General features: G+C 33.6%; 26 protein-coding genes and 1 pseudogene. 8 read left to right on the top strand and 19 right to left on the bottom strand.

The window, feature by feature from the left end; translation table 11 throughout:
* Positions 1 to 48 precede the first annotated feature (48 nt).
* The gene (locus C8N41_RS07495) at positions 49 to 606 is read right to left on the bottom strand and encodes a nucleotide exchange factor GrpE (protein ID WP_092444242.1); all 558 of its coding nucleotides are present in this window, start codon (positions 604 to 606) and stop codon (positions 49 to 51) included.
* 148 nt (positions 607 to 754) lie between these two features.
* On the opposite strand from C8N41_RS07495, the gene C8N41_RS07490 reads away from it, so the two are divergent.
* On the top strand, positions 755 to 1,411 hold the full coding sequence (locus tag C8N41_RS07490) for a YceI family protein (protein ID WP_092444244.1): 657 nt from the start codon (positions 755 to 757) through the stop codon (positions 1,409 to 1,411).
* Between the two features lie 101 nt (positions 1,412 to 1,512).
* Here C8N41_RS07490 and C8N41_RS07485 read toward each other — a convergent pair whose 3' ends face one another.
* Together C8N41_RS07485 and C8N41_RS07480 are read right to left on the bottom strand one after the other, a co-directional pair.
* Entirely contained in the window at positions 1,513 to 2,835 is a 1,323-nt protein-coding gene (locus C8N41_RS07485) for a DUF5723 family protein (protein ID WP_115838830.1), read from the bottom strand.
* Positions 2,836 to 3,029: 194 nt separating this feature from the next.
* Positions 3,030 to 3,215 carry a hypothetical protein gene (locus C8N41_RS07480; protein WP_092444249.1) on the bottom strand — a complete coding sequence of 62 codons (186 nt, stop codon included), beginning with the start codon at positions 3,213 to 3,215 and terminating at the stop codon, positions 3,030 to 3,032.
* A 51-nt stretch (positions 3,216 to 3,266) separates the two neighbouring features.
* Here C8N41_RS07480 and C8N41_RS07475 point away from each other — a divergent pair, with 51 nt between their 5' ends.
* Positions 3,267 to 3,653 (top strand): pyrophosphohydrolase domain-containing protein, encoded by a 387-nt coding sequence (locus C8N41_RS07475; RefSeq protein WP_092444251.1) that lies wholly within the window; start codon positions 3,267 to 3,269, stop codon positions 3,651 to 3,653.
* Between the two features lie 42 nt (positions 3,654 to 3,695).
* On the opposite strand, the gene C8N41_RS07470 is transcribed toward C8N41_RS07475, so the two are convergent.
* Positions 3,696 to 4,769 carry a branched-chain amino acid aminotransferase gene (locus C8N41_RS07470; RefSeq protein ID WP_115838829.1) on the bottom strand — a complete coding sequence of 358 codons (1,074 nt, stop codon included), beginning with the start codon at positions 4,767 to 4,769 and terminating at the stop codon, positions 3,696 to 3,698.
* Positions 4,770 to 4,886: 117 nt separating this feature from the next.
* Here C8N41_RS07470 and C8N41_RS07465 point away from each other — a divergent pair, with 117 nt between their 5' ends.
* From C8N41_RS07465 to C8N41_RS07450, 4 genes are all read left to right on the top strand, one after another.
* Positions 4,887 to 5,390: a DUF4920 domain-containing protein gene (locus C8N41_RS07465; RefSeq protein ID WP_115838828.1), complete on the top strand. Its 504-nt coding sequence runs from the start codon at positions 4,887 to 4,889 to the stop codon at positions 5,388 to 5,390.
* Positions 5,368 to 5,826: a hypothetical protein gene (locus C8N41_RS07460; RefSeq protein ID WP_115838827.1), complete on the top strand. Its 459-nt coding sequence runs from the start codon at positions 5,368 to 5,370 to the stop codon at positions 5,824 to 5,826. Before C8N41_RS07465 ends, C8N41_RS07460 begins: the two co-directional genes overlap by 23 nt.
* A 4-nt stretch (positions 5,827 to 5,830) precedes the next feature.
* Positions 5,831 to 6,550 (top strand): tRNA (5-methylaminomethyl-2-thiouridine)(34)-methyltransferase MnmD, encoded by a 720-nt coding sequence (gene mnmD / locus C8N41_RS07455; protein WP_115838826.1) that lies wholly within the window; start codon positions 5,831 to 5,833, stop codon positions 6,548 to 6,550.
* A gap of 214 nt (positions 6,551 to 6,764) precedes the next feature.
* The gene (locus C8N41_RS07450; RefSeq protein ID WP_092444261.1) at positions 6,765 to 7,670 is read left to right on the top strand and encodes a TIGR01777 family oxidoreductase; all 906 of its coding nucleotides are present in this window, start codon (positions 6,765 to 6,767) and stop codon (positions 7,668 to 7,670) included.
* 339 nt (positions 7,671 to 8,009) lie between these two features.
* On the opposite strand, the gene C8N41_RS07445 is transcribed toward C8N41_RS07450, so the two are convergent.
* The 5 genes from C8N41_RS07445 to nfsB all read right to left on the bottom strand — a co-directional run bounded on the left by C8N41_RS07445 (position 8,010) and on the right by nfsB (position 16,385).
* Positions 8,010 to 12,203, bottom strand: a complete 4,194-nt coding sequence (locus C8N41_RS07445) for a phosphodiester glycosidase family protein (RefSeq protein ID WP_115838825.1) — start codon at positions 12,201 to 12,203, stop codon at positions 8,010 to 8,012.
* 11 nt (positions 12,204 to 12,214) lie between these two features.
* The gene (locus C8N41_RS07440) at positions 12,215 to 13,459 is read right to left on the bottom strand and encodes a glycosyltransferase family 4 protein (protein WP_115838824.1); all 1,245 of its coding nucleotides are present in this window, start codon (positions 13,457 to 13,459) and stop codon (positions 12,215 to 12,217) included.
* Positions 13,460 to 13,806: 347 nt separating this feature from the next.
* Complete coding sequence (locus tag C8N41_RS07435) at positions 13,807 to 14,760, bottom strand: 2OG-Fe(II) oxygenase (protein WP_115838823.1); 954 nt, start codon at positions 14,758 to 14,760, stop codon at positions 13,807 to 13,809.
* Positions 14,757 to 15,554, bottom strand: a complete 798-nt coding sequence (locus C8N41_RS07430) for an SDR family NAD(P)-dependent oxidoreductase (RefSeq protein WP_115838822.1) — start codon at positions 15,552 to 15,554, stop codon at positions 14,757 to 14,759. Before C8N41_RS07430 ends, C8N41_RS07435 begins: the two co-directional genes overlap by 4 nt.
* A gap of 171 nt (positions 15,555 to 15,725) precedes the next feature.
* Positions 15,726 to 16,385 (bottom strand): oxygen-insensitive NAD(P)H nitroreductase, encoded by a 660-nt coding sequence (gene nfsB, locus C8N41_RS07425; protein ID WP_115838821.1) that lies wholly within the window; start codon positions 16,383 to 16,385, stop codon positions 15,726 to 15,728.
* Between the two features lie 166 nt (positions 16,386 to 16,551).
* Here nfsB and C8N41_RS07420 point away from each other — a divergent pair.
* A pseudogene (locus C8N41_RS07420) lies at positions 16,552 to 16,844 on the top strand (winged helix-turn-helix transcriptional regulator).
* Between the two features lie 145 nt (positions 16,845 to 16,989).
* Here the strand turns inward: C8N41_RS07420 and C8N41_RS07415 are convergent.
* From C8N41_RS07415 to C8N41_RS07385, 7 genes are all read right to left on the bottom strand, one after another.
* Positions 16,990 to 17,508, bottom strand: a complete 519-nt coding sequence (locus C8N41_RS07415; protein ID WP_092444275.1) for a hypothetical protein — start codon at positions 17,506 to 17,508, stop codon at positions 16,990 to 16,992.
* Positions 17,509 to 17,512: 4 nt separating this feature from the next.
* Entirely contained in the window at positions 17,513 to 18,424 is a 912-nt protein-coding gene (locus C8N41_RS07410; RefSeq protein WP_115839519.1) for a helix-turn-helix domain-containing protein, read from the bottom strand.
* A gap of 5 nt (positions 18,425 to 18,429) precedes the next feature.
* Entirely contained in the window at positions 18,430 to 19,554 is a 1,125-nt protein-coding gene (locus tag C8N41_RS07405; RefSeq protein ID WP_249033252.1) for an MBL fold metallo-hydrolase, read from the bottom strand.
* 8 nt (positions 19,555 to 19,562) lie between these two features.
* Positions 19,563 to 20,513: an SDR family oxidoreductase gene (locus C8N41_RS07400; RefSeq protein ID WP_115838819.1), complete on the bottom strand. Its 951-nt coding sequence runs from the start codon at positions 20,511 to 20,513 to the stop codon at positions 19,563 to 19,565.
* 133 nt (positions 20,514 to 20,646) lie between these two features.
* A complete protein-coding gene (locus C8N41_RS07395; RefSeq protein ID WP_115839518.1) occupies positions 20,647 to 21,507 on the bottom strand; it encodes an SDR family oxidoreductase in 861 nt (286 codons plus the stop codon).
* A gap of 52 nt (positions 21,508 to 21,559) precedes the next feature.
* A complete protein-coding gene (locus C8N41_RS17190) occupies positions 21,560 to 22,111 on the bottom strand; it encodes a TetR/AcrR family transcriptional regulator (RefSeq protein WP_115839517.1) in 552 nt (183 codons plus the stop codon).
* Positions 22,112 to 22,262: 151 nt separating this feature from the next.
* A complete protein-coding gene (locus tag C8N41_RS07385; RefSeq protein WP_092444283.1) occupies positions 22,263 to 23,135 on the bottom strand; it encodes an AraC family transcriptional regulator in 873 nt (290 codons plus the stop codon).
* Positions 23,136 to 23,227: 92 nt separating this feature from the next.
* Here C8N41_RS07385 and C8N41_RS07380 point away from each other — a divergent pair, with 92 nt between their 5' ends.
* A complete protein-coding gene (locus tag C8N41_RS07380; protein ID WP_115838818.1) occupies positions 23,228 to 23,584 on the top strand; it encodes a DUF983 domain-containing protein in 357 nt (118 codons plus the stop codon).
* A gap of 119 nt (positions 23,585 to 23,703) precedes the next feature.
* Here C8N41_RS07380 and C8N41_RS07375 read toward each other — a convergent pair whose 3' ends face one another.
* The 3 genes from C8N41_RS07375 to C8N41_RS07365 are packed head-to-tail and all read right to left on the bottom strand — an operon-like array spanning position 23,704 to position 24,934.
* Positions 23,704 to 24,306, bottom strand: a complete 603-nt coding sequence (locus C8N41_RS07375; RefSeq protein ID WP_092444287.1) for a short chain dehydrogenase — start codon at positions 24,304 to 24,306, stop codon at positions 23,704 to 23,706.
* A 5-nt stretch (positions 24,307 to 24,311) separates the two neighbouring features.
* Positions 24,312 to 24,587, bottom strand: a complete 276-nt coding sequence (locus C8N41_RS07370; protein ID WP_092444290.1) for a hypothetical protein — start codon at positions 24,585 to 24,587, stop codon at positions 24,312 to 24,314.
* Between the two features lie 44 nt (positions 24,588 to 24,631).
* A complete protein-coding gene (locus C8N41_RS07365; protein WP_092444293.1) occupies positions 24,632 to 24,934 on the bottom strand; it encodes an ArsR/SmtB family transcription factor in 303 nt (100 codons plus the stop codon).
* Between the last annotated feature and the right edge of the window lie 351 nt (positions 24,935 to 25,285).

Raw genomic sequence — 25,285 nt, 5'->3', positions numbered from 1 at the left:
TAATTAATTCTTGATTTTCACAGAAATGTGCAAATTCGTATTTCAATATTATTGTCCGATAACCACTTTTGGAAAACGAATAACCTTGTCTCCTAACTTGTAACCACGTTCAACAACATCAATGATTTTCCCTTTAAGATCTTCCGATGGTGCAGGAATTTGAGTTACGGCTTCATGGTGATCCGCATCAAAAGGATCCCCTTGACCTACTTCTATTTTAGATAGTCCTTTTTGTTCTAAAGTGTTTACTAATTTATTATAGATTAGCAACACTCCCTTTCTTAATTCTTCGGCTTCTTTGTCATCTTCTATATGCAGTAAAGCACGTTCAAAATCATCTAAAACAGGTAACATTGCGACCATAACATCTTGACTCGCCGTTTTAAATAATTCTATGCGCTCCTTAGTGGTTCGTTTTTTATAGTTTTCAAACTCAGCAAATAAACGCATAAATTTATCCTTTTCAGCAGCCAATTGATCTTGCAATTGTTCTTCTGGAGATTTTTGCTCTTCTTGTTGCGTTTCAACATCAGCTTCTGCAGTCGTTGTTGCTTGATCCTCAACTTGTGGATCTTCAACTTTATTGTTTTTATCTTTCTTACTCATTTTGAGTTCTTTTTTTACTTTCCATTAGATTGGCAAAAGTACTGCCATTATTATTAAAATGTCAAAATGTCATTAACATTTTTTTATCACACTTTATGGGTTCAATTTTATATCTTTGTTTTTAACAATCCAAACAAAAAACACTCTTATGAAATCTAATTTTTTTAAATTTTTTACGCTAATTGCTTTCATTACATTTTCAAGCTGTGGTGATAAAGCCAAAGAAGCTAACACTACGGAAACTAAAGATGCTGCTGTTGCAAAATCTAGTTCTACGAGTTATAATGTAAATACAGAAAAATCTACTATAGAATGGCAAGGTTCTAAACCAACAGGAACGCATAATGGTATCATTAGCTTATCTGCTGGAAAACTAAATACAAGCGATGGATCTATTGTTGGTGGAAAATTTATCATCGATATGTCTAGCATCGTGGTTCAAGATATACCTGCAGAAGAGGAAGGAAATCAAAAATTAACGACGCATCTTAAAAGTGATGATTTTTTTGATGTAGAATCTTTTCCTAATGCTATTTTTGAAGTTACTGATGCGAAAGATGTTGAAGGAAAATTAATGCTTTCTGGTAATTTAACAATTAAAGACAAAACCAATAATATTAGTATTCCTGTAAAATTATCTTCTACGGATGATAGTACAATAACGTTAACTAGTGAAAAATTCACTATAGACCGATCTAAATGGCACGTTAAATACGGTTCTAAATCGTTCTTTGAAGATTTAGGAGATAAATTCATTAGCAATGACATTGAATTAAAAATTAATGTTGTAGCTAATAAAATTTAAAAAATCAATATTTTACTTATTAAGCATTTTATATCTTAACAAAAAAACACCCTAATCGGGTGTTTTTTTTGTTAATAAATGCTATCAATTATAAAATATATCTATCTATATAAAGGTATTTTAAGCCCAAGATAAACATCAGTTGTTTTTGAACTATCCGATAAAAGATTTGTAAAAACGGAACCAGATCCTACAGTTAATGGTCCTAAACGAATACCACCTCCAAAAGAGGTATCTCCGTACTGTCTAAAACTGAGTGGAGCGTAGAAACTAAACCATTTGGTTTCTAATCGTGGAGCCACGGTCACCGTATTTAAAATTGAAGTGCTCATTTCTGAATCATTTTTTACCATCGATAAATTAGCTTGTGCACTTACATACCATTTTTTAGCAAATCTATAATCTACTAATAAATGCATTGCTGTAGGCAATTTAATTTCTGCTGTTTGTTCTGTTTCTACTGCATTATAATTATTCTCTAAAAACTCTTCAATATCCTCTTCTGGATTTGAGGTATCTACCGAAGCATTTAAATCGTAATTACTTACTGTGGCATCATCGTAACTAATAGATCCAATATCGGTAATAGAAACTCCTACTTTTAATTTATATGGTGTATTATAGGTCGGTAAACTGTCATTATCGCGATTAGCATACCATTGGTATGTAAAACCAACATCGAGCCCAAAACCTGCGGTAAGGTTGCTAAATTCTATATCATCAGATTCAAAATCTTGACTTGTACCATAAATCAACCTTCCTTGGGTTGTTAATGTCTCTGTAGGTTCTGAATAATAACCTTGCAACTCAGGGCTACTCATAAACGCACTACCTGCTCCTTGTAAATATTTTAAAGTTACACCACCTTTTAATACGTGATTAGGTTTTTCCATAAGTATTCTGGCATACGCGAGCCCTACTTCTGCCCAAGCATGCATCGTTCCATTGAGGTGTTTAGAATCAAAGTCAAAGCTCTCGTCAGAATCAAAATCGTTTGAAATCGTTTCATAGAGCTCACCATTAATGTTATTAACATTTAAATGAACACGACCTCTAGTTATAACTCCAATACTGCTTTTCTTATTTAAATTAAACATAAAAGAAGGTCCAACTACATCTGCATTGACGAAAAAACTATTTGCATTACTAGGAAATTTTTCAGCATCATCTTCAATATCAAAATCACCATCGGAATTGAGGATATCACTGATATTAATTCCGAAATAATCACTTCCACCAAATACACTGGCAGAAATCAAGTTAACATCTCCTCTTAATTTAGTACCCACAATATAAGAAGGATTATAAATAGCTCCTTGGACACCTGCGTAATTATCGATAGAATGGCCAACATAGCTCTGACCGAAAGCAAGATGTAATGGGATTAAAAAAATAAATAGGTTAAAAAGTTTAGCGGTTTTCATAAAAATAAAATTAGGTTGTAACGAATTTAAAAACAATAAAAAGTTTACACTTTCTTAACTGATAATAACATTTTACAAGATTAAAAAAATAACACTTGTAGGTATTTCTATAAATCTAAAAATATTTTTTAAAGAAAGTTATAAAATTTGAATTGCAAACTAATCTTTAGATAAAAAGACTAAATAACAGACGATTACATAAAAATAAACTTAATTGCGGCAATCATACCAATAAAGGCAATAAATCCGATAAGCACCCAAACGGTACCTTTGTAATATTTCTTATGAAGTTGAAGATCCTTACGATATTGAAAGGCAATAACGATAACGAAGGCAATAAAAAATAATATTCCAAAAATCCATTGACCAGTACTAAACATCTTCTTATTTTTATGCAAAAATAAGGATTAAGCAATTAATATACCACAACTATGCAAGACAAAATTGATGCTGTAAAAGCATTTCATACGGCTTTTAAAATTGGGCATCGCGAAACCCCAAAAGCAGACTTAGGAATTGACAAAAACATGCTACGCTACAAGCTGATGCGCGAAGAAAATGAAGAATACTTAGAAGCAGCCAATGCTAATGATTTAGTAGAAGTTGCAGATGCTTTAGGGGATATGCTTTACATTTTGTGTGGTACCATAATTGAACACGGTATGCAACACAAAATCGAAGAGGTTTTTGAAGAAATACAACGTAGTAACATGAGTAAATTAGGAGATGATGGCGAACCTATTTATCGAGAAGATGGCAAAGTTTTAAAAGGACCAAATTACTTTAAACCAAATATTCTAGATATTTTAGAATCATAAAAAAAGCAGCCAATTGGCTGCTTTATTTATCTAATGTTTACTTTATTTTACTTCGTATCTCCATCCATGCTTATCATCCGATAAGTTATGTTGGATATTTAATAATGCTTGTTTAAATAATTTGGCATAAGAATCTACAGCATCGACTCCAGAGATTTCAAACAACTCGTCTTGATGCTGAAATGCTGAAATTGGACTAATAACAGCGGCTGTTCCAGCTCCAAAAATTTCTTTAAGACTACCATCTTTTGCAGCTTCTTTTATTTCTGCTACAGACACAGGTCTTACGTCGCAAGTAATTCCTAAATCTTCAGCAAGCTGAATAATACTCTTACGTGTAACACCATCTAAAATTCGATCGCTAGTAGGCGCTGTAATTAATTTATCATTAACTCTAAAAAACACATTCATGGTTCCTGCTTCTTCTAAAAGCGTATGCGAATCTGCATCAGTCCAAACCACTTGCTGAAACCCTCTTTCTAAAGCCAAACTCGTTGGATAAAACTGTGCTGCATAATTCCCTGCAGCTTTAGCAGCACCAACTCCACCATTTGCAGAACGACTGTAATGGTCAGCGATTAACACTCTAACAGCAGAGTTATAATAAGATTTGGCCGGTGAACAAATAATCATAAAACGATACGAATTTGCCGGAGACGCTGATATTGCTGGCTCTGTCGCAATGACAAATGGTCTCAAATACAATGAGTTTCCTACACCAGGTTTAATCCAATCATTATCTAATTTTAATAACATCTCTAATCCTTCAAAGAAATAATCTTCAGGGAACGCTGGTATTGCCAAACGCGCAGAAGACTTATTAATTCTTTCAAAATTTAGTTTTGGTCTAAATAGAAAAACCTTTCCCTCGTCATCCTTATAGGCTTTCATGCCTTCAAATACTGCTTGACCATAATGAAAAACACGTGCAGACGGATCAAAAGTCATGGCTTGGTAAGGCATAACTTTAGGGTTTTGCCATTTACCATCTTCATAATCACACACAAACATGTGATCTGTAAACACACGACCAAAGTCTAAGTTATTAAAATCTACAGTATCGATTTTAGACGTTTCAGATGTTTCAACACTGATTTTATCGGTATGTAAAGCCATAATTTAATGCGGTTTTGCAACAAAAATACATAATCGGCACCGTTAAAAAAAGGTTATATTCCGTTAAATTGTTTAAATTCGCAATTCAATACTAATTCAATTCAAAATCTATAAATAATGAAAAAAATCATTCTACTTTTAGCTCTTAACTTTGTTGTTTTTTCGTGTAAAAATGAAACCAAAACAACAGAAGAAAAAGTTGAAGATGTAAAACAAGAGATGGCTTATGCTTCTTTTGGAAAAGAGATTAATGACACGGATGCGCTTAGTTCTGAGCGTATGATGGAAGCATATAAAACATTAAAAGTTGGTGATACCATTACCTCTAAAGTGAAAGGAAAAATTATTGAAGTCTGCTCTAAAAAAGGATGTTGGATGACTTTGGATATGGGTAATGACGAGGAAGTGATGGTAAAATTTAAAGATTATGGTTTTTTTATGCCTTTAAATGCTGAAGGTGAAGTGGTAATGACTGGTAAAGCGTTTGTTTCTGAAACTTCTGTAGAAGAATTAAGACATTATGCCGAAGATGCAGGGAAGACTACGGAAGAAGTTGCTGCGATTACAGATCCTAAGTTTGAATATGGTTTTGAAGCTGATGGAGTTTTACTTAAACAATAAATATTTTGGTATTGCTTTTCTTTTATTCTTAACGGTTTTTAGTTGTAAAGATAAAGAAGACACCTCTAAAGAACCGTTAAAGAAGGCTGTAGTCTACGAGATGTACCAGCCTTCTGAAATGGCAGGTTTTATGAATGCCATGTACGCTTACAACCAACAATTAAAATCACAAATTGTGGCTGGTGGAACACCTACCAGCTTACCCTTAGATTTATTAAAATTACACTCCGCAGAAATGACTGCTGGAAAATCTAGAACTGAAAATTGGCAAAGCTTTGTAAATGTTTTTATTGCATCGCAAAAAGCAATCGTAGACACGCTAGGGAAAACGGAACTAAAAGAGCGTTATAATACAGCCATTAACAATTGCTTAAATTGCCATAAAACAGAATGCACAGGACCAATTCCTAAGATAAAAAAACTACTGATTCAATAATTTTTTGAAACGCAATATAATTACCACATCAGATGGTTCTAAAACCATCCAAATAGAAGACTGGAACGAGCAATACCATTCCATTCATGGTGCTATACAAGAAGCAAATCACGTTTTTATGAAACATGGTTTGCTTTTTTATTATGAAAACAAACTTGCCCATTTAACTGAAGATCGTAAAAGTACCTCTGCAAAAACTACTATAAACATTTTAGAAATAGGATTTGGCACTGGTCTCAATGCTTTTTTAACGGTTATTGAAGGGGAAAAGCACAATTTAAACCTCAATTATACAGGTATTGAAGCGTACCCAGTACAACCAGAAGAAATCAATCAATTAAATTATGTTGAACTCATTTCGGACTCCCATAAAACTGTTTTCAAAAAGCTACATGAGACTCCATGGGAAGGCGCATTTGCTATCACACCTAATTTTCAACTAGAAAAACAAGAAAAATTCTTTAAAGATATTCGTTCTAAAAACACCTATAATATTATTTATTTTGATGCATTTGGTGCTCGAGTTCAACCTGACTTATGGACTGAGGATATTTTCAAAATTATGTTCAACGCACTTAAGCCCAATGGTATTTTAGTAACGTATTCAGCAAAAGGCAGTGTGAGACGCGCTATGCAAGCTGTTGGCTTTACAGTAGAGCGATTACCAGGACCACCAGGAAAACGTGAAATGTTGAGAGCAACAAAACATTCAGCCACCGTATAGTGTAGTAAATGTTGAGAGTTTAAATATTTTATATAAGCTCTTGTACAACGTAGACTTCATATGCGTTTATCTTTTACTTCAAACAATTTCTATATTGTAATATTCTAATTTTAAAATGATAACTGAATAAAGGCCTATATTCCCAAACGTTAAATCATATCTAAATCTCATACGCACACTTTATACCTTTCGTATCTTTACATAAAAAAGAAAAATGACCGTTTTAATAACTGGCGCGACTGGATTAATAGGACAAGAAATTGTAAAAAAATGTCATGCTGAAGGCATCAACGTACATTATTTAACAACATCGAAATCCAAATTGAGTACGGCACCAAATTATAAAGGATTTTATTGGAACCCAAATACGAAAGCAATAGATCACAACTGCTTTGAAGGAGTATCTGCCATTATCAATATGGTTGGAGCTACGATTTCTAAACGCTGGACAGACACTTATAAAGAGGTCATTTTAAAAAGCAGAACTGAAACAGCACAACTTTTACAAGACACCATAAAAAAGCATAATTATAAGATAAACCAAATAGTGTCTGCGAGTGCAATTGGTATTTATCCAACGAGTTTAATAAACTATTACGAAGAGACGAACAACGAAATTTCAGAAACATTTTTAGGAAAAGTTGTACACCAATGGGAAGCTGCCGTAGATGGTTTTAGTGCCTTAGAGATTAAGGTTGCAAAAATTAGAATTGGGTTAGTATTAGCTAAAGATGGTGGTGCATTGCCAGAAATAGCAAAACCTATAAAATATGGTGCAGGTGCCGCTTTTGGAACTGGTAAACAATGGCAAAGCTGGATTCATGTTAAAGATTTAGCGTCGCTATTTGTCTTTGCTGTTCAAAATGATTTTGAAGGGATTTACAATGGTGTGGCTCCAAATCCGGTAACTAATAAAGAGCTCACCAAAGCTGCAGCAAAGATTTTACATAGACCGTTGATTTTACCAAACATTCCAAAATTTGCTATGAAACTCGTGTTAGGCGACATGCATATCCTTTTGTTTGAGAGTCAACGCGTCAGTTCTCAGAAGGTAGAAGCTGAAGGTTTTAATTTTCAGTTTGTGAATTTAAAACCTGCTTTAGAGGATTTGTTGGGCTAAGTCTTTCTAAGTGAATAGAGTTCTTAAAATTGAATTTCACTCAAAGTGACGTAACGCCATAATAGAAGTTTTCAACCCTAATTAACTAAACAGTTTGATTTAAATTACTTGATAAAACGTTAGTTCTAATGATTTTGAAGCACGAAGAAATCATATCGAAAACCTTGGTTAGATATAAGCCTTCACGTTACAAAATTTCTAAAAAACGAAATTTTACTCGAAATGCCGTAATAGTATAAAAGTGGTTTCGACTGCGTTCAACCTGATATTCAGGAATACGTTGAATAAAAAAAGAAGCAAATATCACTGTTTGCCTCTTTTTTTAATCAATGTTTTGAGCTAGTCTTCAATCCATCCCATAATGGCATTCGCCACAAATCTCGGTTCAGGAGGCAAAGCATAGATATCTTTTTCGTAGTTTTTATTGTATGGTGAAATATTCATGATGTTACCATCAACGACCAATGTGCTACTTCCTCCAGGATCAAAGCCCATTGCTTTGTCCATTCCGTATTTTAGAAGAATGTCAACCATATCAAAATGTGTAGCTCCAACAGATTCCCTAATTCTACCATTCACCATAAGGACCATTAGTTTACCTTCCTTTGTAATACCAACAGCAATTTTTGGTCCACGCATATCTGTAAAATCTAACCTTGCTGCTTGCGTTTTAATGGAGTTGGCGGTTTTCCAACCTTCCTCTTCCATATTTAAGACTTGTTGTCCTTCATTTATAAGCATAGGTCCAGCTTCAATTGCGTAAGAAATCTCATCCCATTTATAAGGATTTTGCTCTGGTTCTAATAATTGAATCGATAAAGGCTTACCTACCTTAAACATTGTTTCAGAAAATATTGCTAAAGGAATTGATAAGGTTATCCCAACCGGAATCACACTTACCGTCTCCTTAGGCTTTGTTTTTATAATTTCCTTTACCGTATGACCTGCAATTCTAACAATAACATTACCATTACCTTCAAAGCTGTCCTCTGCATAAGATAGATCATAAAAGCATGGTTCTGTACTACTGTGATTATTGTAGTTATGACTAGAAAATGTTAGCGCAGACGATTTTCCCGAGATCGTAAAACCGGCTTTACTATTCACTTTTCTTATATCGACGTCACCATTTTTATAGATAATAAAAGCGGGTTTATTAAAAAGTGGAGGACAATACACCTGATTATTCATAATTAGTAAACCTAAAGGCGAACCAATATAGGTTTCTGGTAAGCCTAATTTACCTACCAATTCTGGATTGAGGATGTAACCACCATTCCACGCTAATTCAATTTTATTAGGGTTACCACTTTTCTTTTTATACTCTTTTACAAGTGCGGGTACATTTTTAGGTTCTTTATTAGCAATATGTGCTGCAAATTTCCAATGGTGTTTTTTAGTATCAATTTTTGCTAAAACTCCACTCCAAGGTAAACCATCGCTATAGACACCACCTGCATAAGAAGATTTTACGCTTTCTTCTGTTTTAGAAGGCTTAAGATTGTCTTTAATTTGAGTCAATAATTTTTTAATCGGAGTTCCGTTTTCAATCGCATCTTTAGTCACCATTTCTAATAAGGCTTTTTCACCTAACAGCGCTTTTAACTCTTGATATAATTCACTTTTTAGCACGTTATCAAAGTCCTTGGCTGTTTGTATAGGTGTTGGATATGCTAACGTTGTTCGTACACCTGCAGGTACAAATTGAATAAAACCACTTCCCTTAGGAATACCCATAATTTTTGCTGTCATTTCGTACAGCACTTTACCAATATGAAAATGATCTATTTCAATAATGTCCGTCATCATAGCAGCATACTCGCCATTGGTGATTAAGAAACCGTTTGCTTCCTTAATGGCTCTTAATATTTTAATAGCCTTTGCTCCCATTTGTGGAAAATGTACCCCTTCAGACCACTGTTTGGTTTCAATAATTTGAACGACTCCTGCTTTATACAATAATCCTAATTCGGGTTCTTTACCACTTTCTAAATATTCTTTAATATCTGCACTAGAAAACCATTTAGTGATTCTCGGTTCATGTATAAAAATGTAGATTTTTTCTAACTTATTAACGTTAGTATCAAGAATTTCTGATGTTAACTCCTGCTCTATGGTTAATTTTAACTGTGACCTAATTGGTTGTAGCACAAAATACTCTAATTCATGCTTAATATAACGTCCTGGAAAATAGCCTTTAGGTACATTTTTCTTTAAATTTTTAGTTAAGATTTTACGATCATCAATACCTAAATATTTACTGTTTGTAAGTTGAAAAAGCGCCAATTCCCAATCTGCAAAAAATTGAGGAGCTAAAGTTAAATCTGGTAGGTTTTTAGGTTTAAAAACATCTGTATAAATCATGTTGACCAAACCGGTTACTTCTTGGTATGTAAACGCTTGGTAAGCATAAGATTTTTTATTTCGGTGACGGTAAGCCAACGCATGGTCGTGGCGGATTGAAATTTCTCCATCTACATATTTAAAAATATCATCAATGGCATTATAATATTTATGGATAAGTTCTAAATTGGTATTTACTAAATCTGGAATATCATTTTCCATCATTCTAGCATACCGCATCACTCTCCCTTTCACCAATTGCTCTTCGACTCTAAAAAAACTTGGATCAATTAATGATTTTAGATAATGCATAAATGATAAACGACCATAACCCGGTAAATAATGTCTGGTTGTTTTATTGAGTATAGCATTGAGATCTTCATTTTCAAAATTTACAGAAGATTTATACGCTTTTAACAGGTTTACGACCTGCGGATTGTCATCTATAGATACAGAGACCAATTGGTAATACAAACGTTGTAAAATATAACGCATATTTTTTTCTAAAGCTTCTAAGCTGTAACGCTTTTTTATAACACTCCTATTATGAGTAACGTCTACCATTCTATTTTGAGGATAGAATACATGGTCGCAGATTTTTTCTGCCAATTTTTTAGGCACTTTAGACCCTTTAAACTCTAATACGTTAAGTCGAAGAGACTCGTCTAAATGACGACCTATTACCTCATCATAGACTTCTCTAGGTTCGTATTGCCTGCAAAATATTGGAGTGCCACAAGCAGCAGCTTCTATTATTGGTAAACCTCTACCTTCTGTTTGACTTGGTAATAATATTAGAGAAGCGACATCGAAAAGCTGTTCTATATCGAGTGGTTTTTTATGCTTTTTCTTGAAGTCATTTTTATCAAATTCACTAAATAAAAATCCGAGAAGCACTCTTGATTTGAATGCTTTAGGAAGCTCTTTTAAAAAATTTGAAAAGTCCTTTTTTAAATCACGATAATAATGCTGTTGACCGTGAGGGATTGGGCCAGAAACAATTAAAGACAACTTTAATTGTGGATTGGTCAGAAATTTTTCGGCAAAAGAATCATATGAGAACAAGCGCTTAATCAGTTTAAAATTAAGCTCTATAGACTTTCTACTAATCACTCTAGTGGGTTGTAAAAAAACAATATTATTATTTACAAAATCAAAGTTTTTAATATGTTTATATCCTAATAATATAGGTTTTAAAGACCGCTTACTTTCTGTATGGTGCGCAGCGGTATGCACTGTAATCGTGTCCTTTTTATTAGCAAAAATTGAGGATACTTGCATAAACGCTTTAATGATATCGCGTTTACTCATTTGGTGCAATTTAGTATCTACAGCTGTACCTATTAATGCAACGTTAGCAGGATTATGACCATTAATATTAATAAGATGGTCTTGTTGAATTCTGTTAATATTAACGTTCATCCACGAGCGACTTTCCCATGGATAGATTGTCTCTATTATTGAGAAGAATTCACCGACATGTGCATTATGAAAAAAGAAATCTCTTGGACCTTTTTTAAGTCCTTTTTTCTTGACCTCAACGGCTCTATTTCCACCTTCCCAATAAAAATCGTGATTATTATTAATAACAGGAATCCCTAAATATTCAGAAACCAATACTGTTGCTAAAGCTAAAGAGACATTCCCTGGATTTGAGCAGACATTAATAAGGTATAGTAACGAAATATTTTGGGTTTCAATATAGGTCCCTAATTTTTCTACGAGCACTAAGACTTCGTCCCAAAATTTCCCGATAAGGTTATTATAAGCTTCGCTTCCACGTTCCATTTTTATCTGAAAGAAGTCTTTATACAAAGGCCATGCATCAAAAGCTTCCATCTCTGGTATGACTTTTCTAAAGGCTGTTTTTGGAATAAGCTCGTCTGCTTCTTGTTTTATTTCACCCGCAATAAAATGAATAGGAATATCGGGATAAATATTTTTGAACGTTTTAGCGTACTTTTCTGCTTCAACTGTAATACCGTCTATGGTAAAATAAAAGGTTAAAAATGCGATACCTCCATCCTCTAAATGCGTATCAAAAGTAGAAGCGTTTCCTTTAAAGGCTGAAGGTAATTTTTTCTCTTTAAATTTATCCATAAATAAACCAAGGTCAAACCAAGTATTTATGTTTTCATTTTTAAGTTCATGTAATATCGTAGAGATTTTGTTCGTTTTTTTATCAGTCATATTATAAATTCTTAAAATGTAAATAATTGGCTTAACTTTTCTTCTAAAACTTCATACGAAAAGTATTTTTTACCAATATTAAAATTGTATTCTCCGATTTCTTTACATCGTTTTGGGTTATAAATAATATCTGACATTTGTTGTATGCTTTCGGGTGTAAGGTTACTGTCTTCAATCATTACAGTTTCAAACCCTTTGTTGCCAATATCTTGCATATATACTGGTTTGTAGTTATTAACGAAGATGGGTTTTTTAGCGAGAACCGTTTCTACAAAGGCATTACCAAAACCTTCATAAGTACTAAAATATGTTGCGGCTCTGCCATGCGCATACACATCAGATAAATCTTTATGGTCTAAAACTTTGTGCGCAGCAAAAATGACTTGACGTGATAAGTTTAAATCGTGAATTTGGTCAATTAACTCATTATAGTATTCCTTGTTTTCGTCATCATTATTATTTCCGGTGATGACTAACTTGAGCTTTTTATCATTTAATTGATCAATTAAGGAGATGGCTGTTTCTATTCCTTTACGCCTTACAATTCGTGTTACTTGTAATAGGGCAATTTCATCTTTTAAAACACCGACATCTCTTAAAAAAAATTCATTTTCGGGTGTTGGCACTCCATACACTCTATTAAAATCCATAACATTAGGAACTAACAAGGCATCGATATCAAACCTATTTTTAAAGGTTTCAACTCCAAACGTATTTATAACTGCATGTTTAACATTTGGGAGTAATAGCGGAAAGTGTTTATCTACAAAGTGATTAACTTCTGGATGTACAGACACATAACGCTCACCACGCTCCCAATGAAAATCATGATCATGTGTTACAATAGGTATTCCGGTGGTTTCAACAAGTTTTTTAATTGCAACACCCATAGATAGGTGACATGGTAAGGCTGAAGCATTTTCAGAAAGAATCACATCAATTTTCTTTTTGGTGACCCATTGTCGCATCGCTAAGTGAATTCTGTTGGAAGCTTTCTCTACATGCTCTAATAATGCATCTGGTTGTTTATCTGGTTCAAAAAATGCTTTACGTTGTCCCCATTCCGCTTCTACGGAAAAAAATGATAACGCAGGAAACAGATAGTCGCGATCATAATCCATAGTCCAGGATTCAAATTCACCTGACATGATGAAGACCTTATGACCTATTTTTTCTAATACATCTATCCATTTTTCGGTTTCGAGAGCCACACCGTCGACTCCACCAATTCGTCCAATAATAATACCAATACGCATGTTATATCTAAAGTTTTGTGTTCTTTAAATATATATCAACTAATTGCGTTTTAAAAGATTTTAAAAGTCTGAATCGACGGAATTATGACTTCTAAAATTTAAACAAGAATAAATTATGTGTAATGAAATTAAGACCGTAAATCTTAACAAAATGATAATCTTAAAATTCTAAATTTTTGAAAAATGATAAGATTTTTAACAATATAACTTCAGATTAAACACCTTTTTAAGAGCTATAATTGCAATTATTTTAAATGAAGTTAAAGCTTGGAAGGTAATTTATAGACTACATCCTGTGTACACATCTGCTTAAAAGAGTGAACACAGGATTTTGGATTTATCGTTTCTTAAAACGGTGCAAAAGTATCTTTAGGTCCATCAGGAATACTCCATCGTTGTTGAGCAGTAATATTTTCTGTAGAATCCACAACGGAAGATGTATTATTAAAATTACCATAGCTATTAGTCCCACCGCGTGGTATTTGCATACGGTCACCATAAAGCCAAACGACTAAGTTGTTGCGTTGACCACTGGTAATAGGATGTGTAGCATGAGGCACATTACCTCTATGAATAATAGCTTTACCAGGCTCAAAAATTGTTTGCACTGTTTCACCAGTAGATTTATCATGAAAATCAACTTGAGATCCTGTAAATACTTCATCAGGTAAGTTAATATTAATATTTAAGGTCGCTGCTGAAGCATCTGTATGTGCATGTAAATCCTTGTCTTTATCTGGATTATACTGAATAGAAAAACCAAAAGTTTGGTTGTCGTAACCATACGTTCCAAGCAACAAACGCGCAATCGGTCTCATGTAGCGATCCATTATGTCATTATAAAACGCCTGAAAACTAGGTGCTGCAAGATGTCCTTCAGAACGTGGATCTAACATCATCCCATAGCGATTTAGTTGAATACCATAAGGTGCACGTCTAGGGATTTGTGAATTTACAACAGCTTCTAAATAATTGCGAAAATCCGCTAAGCGTTTCACATCAAAAAATTGTGCTACATAAACACCAGGAATAATTTCGTCCCATAAATCAGCCACAGCAAATTCTTTCTCAGGGTTTTCCCAAGCCTCATTGATGGCTTTTCGCAAACGTGGATCTAATAACGATTCGTCTGGAATTAATAAATTGTCTTTGTTTTCTATTTCCCATTCTGCCCATGCCTCTTCTAATAATGTTCTGTTATTGTTCCAAAACTGGGAGACCGAAGCTTCACGTTGAAGTGATGCTTGACGAGAAGGTACATCTAATGTACGCGCTTGTTCTAGTATACGAATCGTTGTCATTTGTTTAAAATTTTGTTTGTTATAGATAGCAATTGATTGACTTTTTCTTCACTATAAACATCATTATGTGCATTTGAAAAAGCACCTTTGTCATTATCAAAATATGTTCCTGTATGGTTGGCATGCTTTTCTGATAAGGCTAATTCTATTAATATATCAGCACCTTTATCTGCAGAAGACCAATGTTGACCATAAGCCTCTTGTGCCATTTTGGTATTTAATAACGAACCAGGATTTACTGCAATAGTGATTATTTCTGGATGAAGTTTTGCAAACCTAAAACTCCACATTGTTAATGCTAATTTACTTTGTGCATACGATGCGTTAGTAGAGATTAGTTCTGTTCCTTCTAAGGCCTCCATGGATACCGTAGATTGTGCCGCTGAACTTAAATTTATAACTATTGGAGACAAACTGTTTTCTAATACAGGTAGTAAGCCATAAGTAAGTAGGTATGGTGCCAGATAATTGACTGCAAAACGCAAATCTAAACCATTTTGATTTTGATCGATACCACTCATAAATACTCCAGCGTTATTAATTAACACATCAATTGAAGAAAAGTCGGTAGTCATATCAGTAATCATTTGTTTAACACTAACAAAATCTGATAAATCTGAAACATATCCGCTGATACGCTGATTATTAGTTTTTTGGTTAATTTCTGAAATGGTATTTTCTAATTTCTTTGCATTTCGTCCATGAACAATAATTTCATGACCTTCTTTAGCCAACTTTGTTGCGGTTAATTTACCAACACCATCTGTACTACCTGTAATTAAAATACGTTTCATAAGTTTAAATTTTTATATTTCCGTTGGTTCTGTTTCTATGGTTTCCTTTACGGAAGTGGTTAATTTTACACTTTTGTCTGTTTCACTGATTTGGGCTGTAGTGTTCTTACAAGCACTTAAACAAATGCTACAAACCATTAATTTAAAGTGTATTTTTCATAACCTATACCATTATATGATTGTGAAAATTTCGCTTTCAGGTAATCTAGCTTTTGGATTTTTATCCGTAGCATTAAAATCTGTTTCTGTTCTATACCCTAAAGACACAGCGACAACCGCTGTATACCCCTTTTCTCTTAATCCAAATTCTTCATCTAATGCTTTTACATCAATACCTTCCATTGGTGTTGCATCAATTTTTAAACTAGCCACACCTAATAAAAAGCTACCGATATTTAAATACACTTGTTTTTCAACCCAATGTTGTAGATCCTTTAAGTCGTATTTATGAATATTAATAAAAGCATTCATGGCACCATGAAATCCGTTTTTGATCTCTTCATTTGGAAAACGACCCGCTTTATCTTCTGTATCAACAATGTGTTTAACATATTCTTCATCTACTGAAGTCTTAGCACAGAATAATACAACGGCAGATGCGTTGGTAATTTTAGGTTCGTTAAAATGGAAAAAACCTTGTGTACCTTTTGCCATTCTTTCTTTGCCTTCTTTTGTTTCAGCAATAATAAATTGCCAAGGTTGTAAATTGATACTGGATGCACTCATTCGTAATAAATTCTTTACTTGATCTATATCAGCTTCTGATATTTTTTTTGTCGGATCAAATTCTTTAGTCGTGTATCTCCAGTTTAGTGTTTCGTTTAAATCCATAATGTATTGATTACTAATTACTATAAAAATTATAGTTGCAAACTTAAGTATAGTGATCTATATTTGCAATAACGGTCAAAAAGGATAGTATACATTTATGAAAAAAGAAGCACAGAAAATGTTGAAGTTTTGATATAAGGAATATCCTAGCTGTGCGAGCTTAACAATGGGAATATTGGCGGAAAATGGAAAGCAGTCACCTTATACAAATTAACAGATAAAACACTTGGATACAAAGAATTAAGAAAAGAAACACCAACAGTTACAGAACACACTTTAAGCTTACAGCTCAAAGCCTTAGAAGAGGATAGTTTAATAAAAAGAACGGTCTACACATCTAAACGACCTTTAAAAGTTGAATATTCTTTAACAGATTTTGGTAAAACTTTAACTCCTCTGATTCATTCTATTGCAGTATGGAGAGATTTTGTAGTAGAAACTTATCCTAGTTACATTTGATACCTTACTCGTTTTCAACAACTTCAAATTTATATCATCGATAAATTATAGCATCATAAAACTATAAACTGTCTTTTCTATTATCTCAAAAACGGTTTGAGCATCCACTCAAACCGTTATTATTTAAGAATGTTATTCTGTAGCTTCACACCTTTAAGTGACGTTCACTATTCACTAATTTCAAAGTTTTATGGTAAGCCTCCATTCTGGCATAAGCTGTGCCATCCACTAATAAAATGACTACAAGCATTGCAATTGTAGTGATACTAATGGCACGCCACATAGGTGTATTTATAAAAATAATGAATAAAGCTGCCACAATAATTATAACCGGTATAGCTTTAAAAACAATGGTATTATATTCTTTAAGTGTAGCTTCAGCACGCGCAGTTTCTGAGGCTACAAAAGCAGAAGCATCGGTATGGAAGTCCGTTTCAAATTGTGAAATTCTCGACTTATTGGTGTAAAATAACCCAATTCCTATTGTAATAAGTAATAAACCTGCGACCAATGTTGGAATAATGTATGCTCTAGCCATTTCAGTTTTTCCTAACTGCCAAAACCCGATACTCGCGGCTACAAAAACAAGCCCGAAAAGCACAAAAAAAGGTGTTGAGAAAAGTTCGGCTTTAGCCCAATCTATTGCTGTTTTTAATATATCCATAATTTTAATTCATTTTATACAATGCTCTGTAGTCAGTTGGACTGATACCTTCCTTCTTTTTAAATAATCTCGAAAAATATGGTGGATACTCAAAGCCTAATTCATAAGCTACCTCAGACACACTTTTATTGGGTTGCAATAAGATATTTTTTGCCTCATCGATTAAAAGAAGATGTAGATGTTCGGTAGTGGTTTTACCGGTTTCTTTTTTCAATGTGTCACTCAAGTAACGTTGCGAAACCGATAGGTTTTCGGCAATTTGCTCAATACTTGGTATGCCTTGTTCTTGTAGCTGTCCGGATTCAAAATAAGAATTTAAATAGCTCTTAAATTGATCTAACAAGTCGTTCGATATTGCTTTTCGGTTTAGAAATTGTCGTTCATAAAAACGATTAGCGTATTTTAATAAGGTTGTTAATTGAGAAATGATAATATCTTTACTGAAACTATCTTGGTTATTTTGATATTCGATTTCAATATTCTCTACAATCGATTCTATTTGACGTTCTTCTTTTGGCGAAAGGTGTAGGGCTTCATTTACAGAATACGAAAAGAAACCATATTTTTTTATTTGATGCCCTAATGGAGTTCCTTTAAAAAAGTCTTCGTGAATAGTTAAGGAGAAGCCTTTTTGTTCAAAAACCATGCTGTTATCCCATTGTAACACTTGTCTTGGTGCAATGAAAACTAAAGCTCCATTTGTAAAATCATATTCTGTTCGACCATAATTTAAATTTCCCTCCACATACTTTTTAAAACTGATTGCATAGCAATCATTGGTAATTGGTGGAGAGCTTTCTCTAGGACAAGGTAAATAGCCCTCTCCTTTAGAGTTAAAAACACTCAACATAGGGTGCTCTGGTCGTGGCAAACCTATATAATCGAGATATGATGTCAGTGTTTTAAAGTGTTTCATATATTCTATTTCGGTGTAGTTTTTAGATTCCACCAAGGTTTAAACTGCTGTAAACTATCGTTGATATTAACCTGTTCTCCAATCATAGGTGTTGTTACCTTAATGCTAGATTGCTGAGCATAATCATTTATTTTTTTGAAGGGCTCATCCCAGTCATGATTGGCCAATGTAAATTTCCCTGAATGCACAGGTAAAATATTTTTTGCTTTTAAATCTTTGGCTGCTTTAAACTGTTCGCCTGGTAACATATGTATATATTTCCATTTCAAGTCATACTGTCCATTCTCTAAAATAGCGAGGTCAAAAGGACCATATTTTTCTCCAATAGCTTTAAAATGCATATCGTAACCACTATCTCCTCCAATATAAATTGACGTGTTTGGTGATTTTAATACGAAAGATGCCCAAAGTGTTTTTGCACTCGTAAATCCCCTTCCGGAAAAGTGTCGGGCTGGTGTGACATTCACTTCAAATCCATCTTCAAAGGTAAATGTATCATACCAATCGCCTTCTAAAATGACGTCGGAATCAAAACCCCAGTATTCTAAATGCGCACCATTGCCAAGGCCTGTAATCACTTTATTAATTTTAGGCTTTAATTGTTTTAGAGTCTTGTAATCCATATGATCCCAATGGTCATGTGATAAAAACAAAAAATCAATTTCAGGCAGATCATCCGCTGTATAAATGTCCGTGCCTTTATAGGCTTTGGTTGTAAAAGACAATGGAGATGCATTGCCACTAAAAACAGGGTCTACTAAAACCGTCTTACCATCCACCTGCATAAAATAAGAAGAATGTCCCATCCAAACTAATACATTTTCAAGAGGGTTGAGGGTTTTCAAATCCGTTTTAACTGACGGCAGAGTTGTGGTAGGAGTTTTAGGCTTAGCCGAAAATAGAAATTCGTACATCACCTTACCATAACTTACACCTTCGGTAAGTGTTGGTGTAGGGTTTAAATTTTGAAAACTTCCGTTTTTATAATGAGGTGACTGTTCTATTTTTAATAAACGATCTCCCGACGGATGCTTACCAAAGCGTTCGGTGTTTAAGAAAAAAAATGTTCCCACTCCAATGGTGAAGATTATTATAAGTAGTCCTAGCATTATTCTTTTTATGATACGCATTGTTAAATTTACAAATTCCAAACCACACCAGTTTCCTTTTCAGAAAGTTCCCATAATCTTTTGGAAACCGCTTTATCTTTAGCGTGTGGTTCTATGTGATGTGCTCCTACAGGTCCAACCCAATTACTTTTTCCTGTTGGTCCGTAAAACGCTGTTTGGTCTAAGTCGGATTCAGTAGCGCACATTAATTGTGGATAGGCGCCTTTTTCCGCCGATTGCACTAAGGGTGAAAGTTTCATAAGTCTAAAAGTTAACTTGGTCAAAAAACTACCACTGGTATTAATTAAGTTGGTATTAGACGCACCAGGATGACAAGCATAAGCTTTTACCGTTGTTTTATCTGCGGCTTTAAATCGGTCTTGCAATTCGTAAATAGACATTATTTGTGCCAGCTTACTTTGACTGTACGCCTTATTTGGCGTGTAACCGTTATCCCAATTTAAATCATCGAAATTAATGGTTTTTATACCCATATTGTAACCCATACTTCCCACAGTAATAATACGTCCTTTTGATTTTTCAATCAACGGATATAATAGCGCTTGAAGTGTAAAATTCCCAAAATAATTGGTTCCCATTTGACTTTCCCAGCCGTCAATGGTTAGCCTACGGTGTGGGACTTGAGCAATGGCTGCATTACATATTAAAGCATCAATTTTAGAAATGGTATGTATCACCTCCTCAGCTGCTTTTTTCACAGAAGCTTGAAGGGATAAATCCATTTTTATAGCCACTACATCTATTTGGTTACCTAAATCTTGCTTTAATATATTAATCGTGTCTTTTACTTTTTGAGGGTTTCTATTTAGCATTACCACTTTAGCACCTTTTGAAAGTAATATTTTTGCAGCTTCAAATCCCGTTCCGCTTGTGGTTCCTGTAATGACGAATGTCTTTCCTTTTAAATTTCCTATTCTATCTGGTGTCCAACCCTTATCGCCAAATTGATTTGTATTCATAATATCACTATTTATTCACGTTAAAAACTATAGGACAAAGGTCGGATAGAACGAGGCTTACTTTCTTATACAGAATTTCGAATGTTGTATACTATTTGGTGATAATCGGTATATTTCATCATAGATATTCAATTTACAAAAAGCTATCTTGAATTTGCTTCACTAATTTAAGACCATCAGGATCTGCTTTTGTTTTTAACTGGCAGAAATCCTCAGCCCATTGTGAAGTTCGTATTCTTAAGGGAGGATTTTCATTTTGAGCAATATTTAAAGCCACATTTGCTACTTCAATTGCTGTTTGGTACACTTGGACTTCACTCTCGTTAGCTCTTTTTTGATTACCGGCCATATACTTTTCAAAAATTGGCGCATATTCACCAGTTGCAAATTGGCCATCAACAGCTGTTTTTTCAATAGCAGATGTCATAAATTCCGTAGTAATACCACCAGGCTCTACACAGGTAATTTTAATATTAAAGGGCTCACTCACATAGGTGGCAAGTCCTTCCATAAAGCCCTCTACAGCGAATTTAGCACCGCAATACAGTTCGTTAAATGGTTGCCCTACCAATCCACCAACAGAAGTGACACTAATGATTTGACCCGATTTTTGTTTTCTCATATAAGGTAAAACAGCTTGTGTGCAAAAAACAACACCAAGGTAATTAACATCAGTTACCCATTTGATTTCTGCTTCTGTGGCTTGTTCTGTGGTTTTCGCAAAACCAGCACCTGCATTATTTACTAATACATCTATTTTGCCATCGCGCTCTATAATGGTTTTTACAGCGGATTGAATGGAATCTATTTTAGTGACATCTAAAGGCAGGAGGTTTATATCGAGGTTTTCTTCCTGAATTTTCTGTTTCAGTTTTTCGGATTTTTTGAGATTACGCATCGTGGCATACACCTTATAATTGTTTTTAGCGAATAACATAGCGCTTTCCAATCCGACTCCGGTTGATGTTCCTGTGATTAATACATTTTTTTTCATATCTGTTATTTTTCGGAATGAATATTCATTCCAAATTATGGTTAAATTTTTTTTATGCTTTAATAGCATCCCAAACCATCATTACTTGGTTGTTAAGGGAGCTTGATTCTTTTACCGTTTGATTAAAATACCATCTTAAGTAGGCTAAAATTGATCCACCAATAAACATTAAAATTTCTTCGGTATTAATGTCTTTAATAATGCGTTGTTGTTTACCTAGTGCTAATAGTTCGAAAACTGGGATTATGGATTGCCTACCCACTTCTCTGCTTTTTTCAGTAATTATAGGAGACGCTTGTAATTGCTCCATAAATTTAAAATAATTAGGGTGATCAATAAAAAAGTTTACCGCAATATTGAAGTAATTTTCAAATTGTGTTTTAATAGGTTGGTTCAATTCAAAACTTTCAAAAAGCAGTTTCTCTTGTTTCTTTATATCTGTATAGATTTCATTGATTAAGGCTTCTTTGTTAGGGAAGTAATTATAAATAGTGCCCATACCCGTTTTGGCGGCTTTTCCTATAGCCGACATGGGTGTATTATGGACTCCTTTTTCTGCTAAAATATCTAGTGCAGAAGCTAATATGTCTTGTTTCTTATTCACGCTACAAATATACATAAAATGGAATGAGTATTCCAAATATTAAGAAATTTTTATAAAACGTAATAATATTATGCATTTGGATTACTTGTTTCTTTGACGCAACTCACGTCTTGTTATATCTCAATTTTGGTAGGCTACGGCTCTCAATATATCAAAAATATTTTTTCCTAAACTCTAAAGGCGTCATTCCTGTTTTAGATTTAAAAAACTTCGAGAAATAAGCATAGTCTGAGAACTCGAGTGTATAGGCAATATTCGCTAAATTACCGTGTGAGTGCACCATTAGTCGTTTTGCTTCTAAAATTATCCGTTCGGAAATTAGCTGGCTGGTAGTCTTCTGTATGGTTTGTTTGACCACCCTATTGAGATGTTTAGTGGATATGTTTAACTTATCCGCATAAAACTTAGGGAATTTTTCTTTGTAAAAGTGGGTATTTATCAAGCGCTCTAAGGTTTCGAGCGTGTTAGAATAATTGGACGAATTAAGCTTTTCTAAGTTGACATTAACAGTATACGCTCTTGCCAATTCTATATAAATTTGACTTATTGCATTGACAATTTTCAACTCCCTAAAAAGATGTGTTTTTGAGTACTCGGAATACGCGTCTTGAAATTTTTGGTTTAATTCGTTAAGCTTTTTGGGAGGTAATTCTACAAACGGAGGATTTTGATTGGAATAAAAAAAGGGAAAAGTATGGAGCTTATGTTCTAAAAACTTTAATTCATAAAATTCTTGAGAGTGAAAAAATATAAATCCTTGAGGTTCTGTATCAAATTTCCAAAAATGGGTTTGACCTGGTTTTAGAAAAAACACTTTTCCAGGATTAATATCATACGAATTAAAATCAATTTCATGCGTACCTGTACCTTCTGTAAACAGTACGCATAGATAGAAATTATGACTATGTGGTTTGTTTATTAAGTTTTTATTGCGCTGTATATGGTTTGAAAAAGCGTTTATATACACATCATTGAGCGGTGTAGATGCCTTAAACTGACTAATATTTAAAACTGGGATTTTCATATAATATGTCCTAAAAGTACAAAAAATGGAGCACATCTTATATGAATCAAAATAATTAATCACCATAATTTTGTGCAACAAAACACCATGTGATGAGTAAAGTGATTAATGCATTGAATTGTAAATGTCCGAATTGTAAAAAAGGTAAAATTTTTATAAAAGGAGGACACCTATTATTGTTTAAAATTCCGAAAATGCACAATAGATGTCCTGAGTGTCATTATAAATTTGAAAGAGAAACAGGTTTCTTTTTTGGCGCCATGTTTGTGAGTTATGCGCTTGCTGCCGCTCAGATGATTGCAAGTCTTGTGGTATTTTGGTATTTTATTGACTTGTCTCCTTTAAACGTTTATCTCATTATCTGTGGAATCGCATTTCTATTAAGCACTTTCAATTTTAAATTGTCTAGAACGATTTGGATCTATATGTTCCATTCAGATAAGCATTGAGAACGCTTCTATTAGTCACTATACCATTAGGTACGCTATCCTTATGTTCTTCAACATTGAACTTAGTACATAAAAAGAGATAAAATACTTAAAACGGTGTCCGTAAAAAACCATTTATTTTAGTCGTAGATTCTAATTACTTCTCCATTTCCTTTTCCATTTACACTTCTAACATAAGCATTCACTACTTTCGTCATTGGTATCGGATTATGTCCTGGAAAAAAGTCTTTATACTTGTCATAAGCATCTTCCACCATTCCTGAAGAAACAACATTTACTCTAATTCCGTTTTCAATTTCAAGCGCAACAGCTTGCACAAAACTATGAATTCCGCCATTTACCATAGCAGCACTCGCTGTTTTAACAACTGGGTCGTCTGCTAAAATTCCTGTGGATAAAGTAATTGAACCATTTGAATTTAAATAATGCTGCCCGATACGTACAAGATTAACTTGTCCCATTAATTTACTTTTCAGTCCGATATAATAATCGTCTTCAGTAAGTTCATTAAAATCGGCCCATTTAGCTTCACCAGCGATACAAATGATGGCATCCATTTTTCCAATATTTTCAAACATAGATTTTATAGATTTACTATCAGCAATATCTACAGTAACATCTCCACTGGTACGACCAGCTATTAAAACGTCGTTATTTTGGTTAAAATGTGTAGCCACAGTTGTTCCTATGGTGCCGTTTCCTCCTATTATTAAAATTTTCATGATTCTTAATTTTTAGTTAAACATTGTGTTTTGCTGCAATTCTTTTTTCGATGTCTCGACTTATAGATCGTTAAAGTTGCAATGATACTCCAGAGCAGATTGGTTACAAAAGGCGGAATTGCATTATAGTAATAACAGTTTATGGCTATTAAAAGTCCACCACATAAATTTAAGTATTTACCATACACTACATAGGTCTTATTCTCAATAAGCGTAAGTGCATAAGCCAAGATTATTAAGCCTGAACCTGACCAACCTAATATGTCTATTACCAATCTCATAGTTTGTTATATTGCGAATTATAGATATGTATTACTATTTTTTTTTATGATAGAAAATCTGTAAACTGTTTAATAACTGTTTCATTCCTTTTTAAATAAGACCATTTGCCGTGTCTTGTTGAAATTAAAAGTCCGCATTTCTCCATATTAGTTAGATAGGTTGAAATAGTGGATTGCGATAAGCCTGCTTTTTCTTGAATATAAGTAACACAAACTCCATCATTAAAATGCTTTAAGGTCTCGTGTGGTGGGAAATGCTTTTCTGGAGCCTTCAACCATTCTAAAATTTGAAACCTAGTTTGGTTAGATAAACATTTACCTATTTCTGTCGCCGTTTTTATATTCATACAACAAATATATCTATAATTCTAGATATATAAAAATAAAATACATCTTAATCCGTAGTTTTTCTTTCTACTTTACAGATTTTAATCATGCAGTATAGGGATTAAATCTAACAGTTTAATGAATAAAAATTAGAAAAGGAAGTCTTTGAGGACTTTCGTAACTAGGCTAGAGCTAGCAATGAATTATACACATCTTAAGTTTACAATTCATTAAATTTAAGGATAAATTAGAAAGAACAAAAGAGAGGAGTAAGGTTAATATATACGCAGAAGCTTTAGACTTCGTCAACATTGAAAATCCCCTCTCTTTTCTACACAGATTTCGTACAGTTCTATGAGGCTTTTAGACCT

The organism is Winogradskyella sediminis, from assembly GCF_003387355.1.
In the GTDB taxonomy this organism is placed as follows: Bacteria; Bacteroidota; Bacteroidia; order Flavobacteriales; family Flavobacteriaceae; genus Winogradskyella; species Winogradskyella sediminis.
The sequence above is the reverse complement of the archived record's forward strand: the minus strand, read 5'-3'. Positions and strand labels throughout refer to the sequence as shown.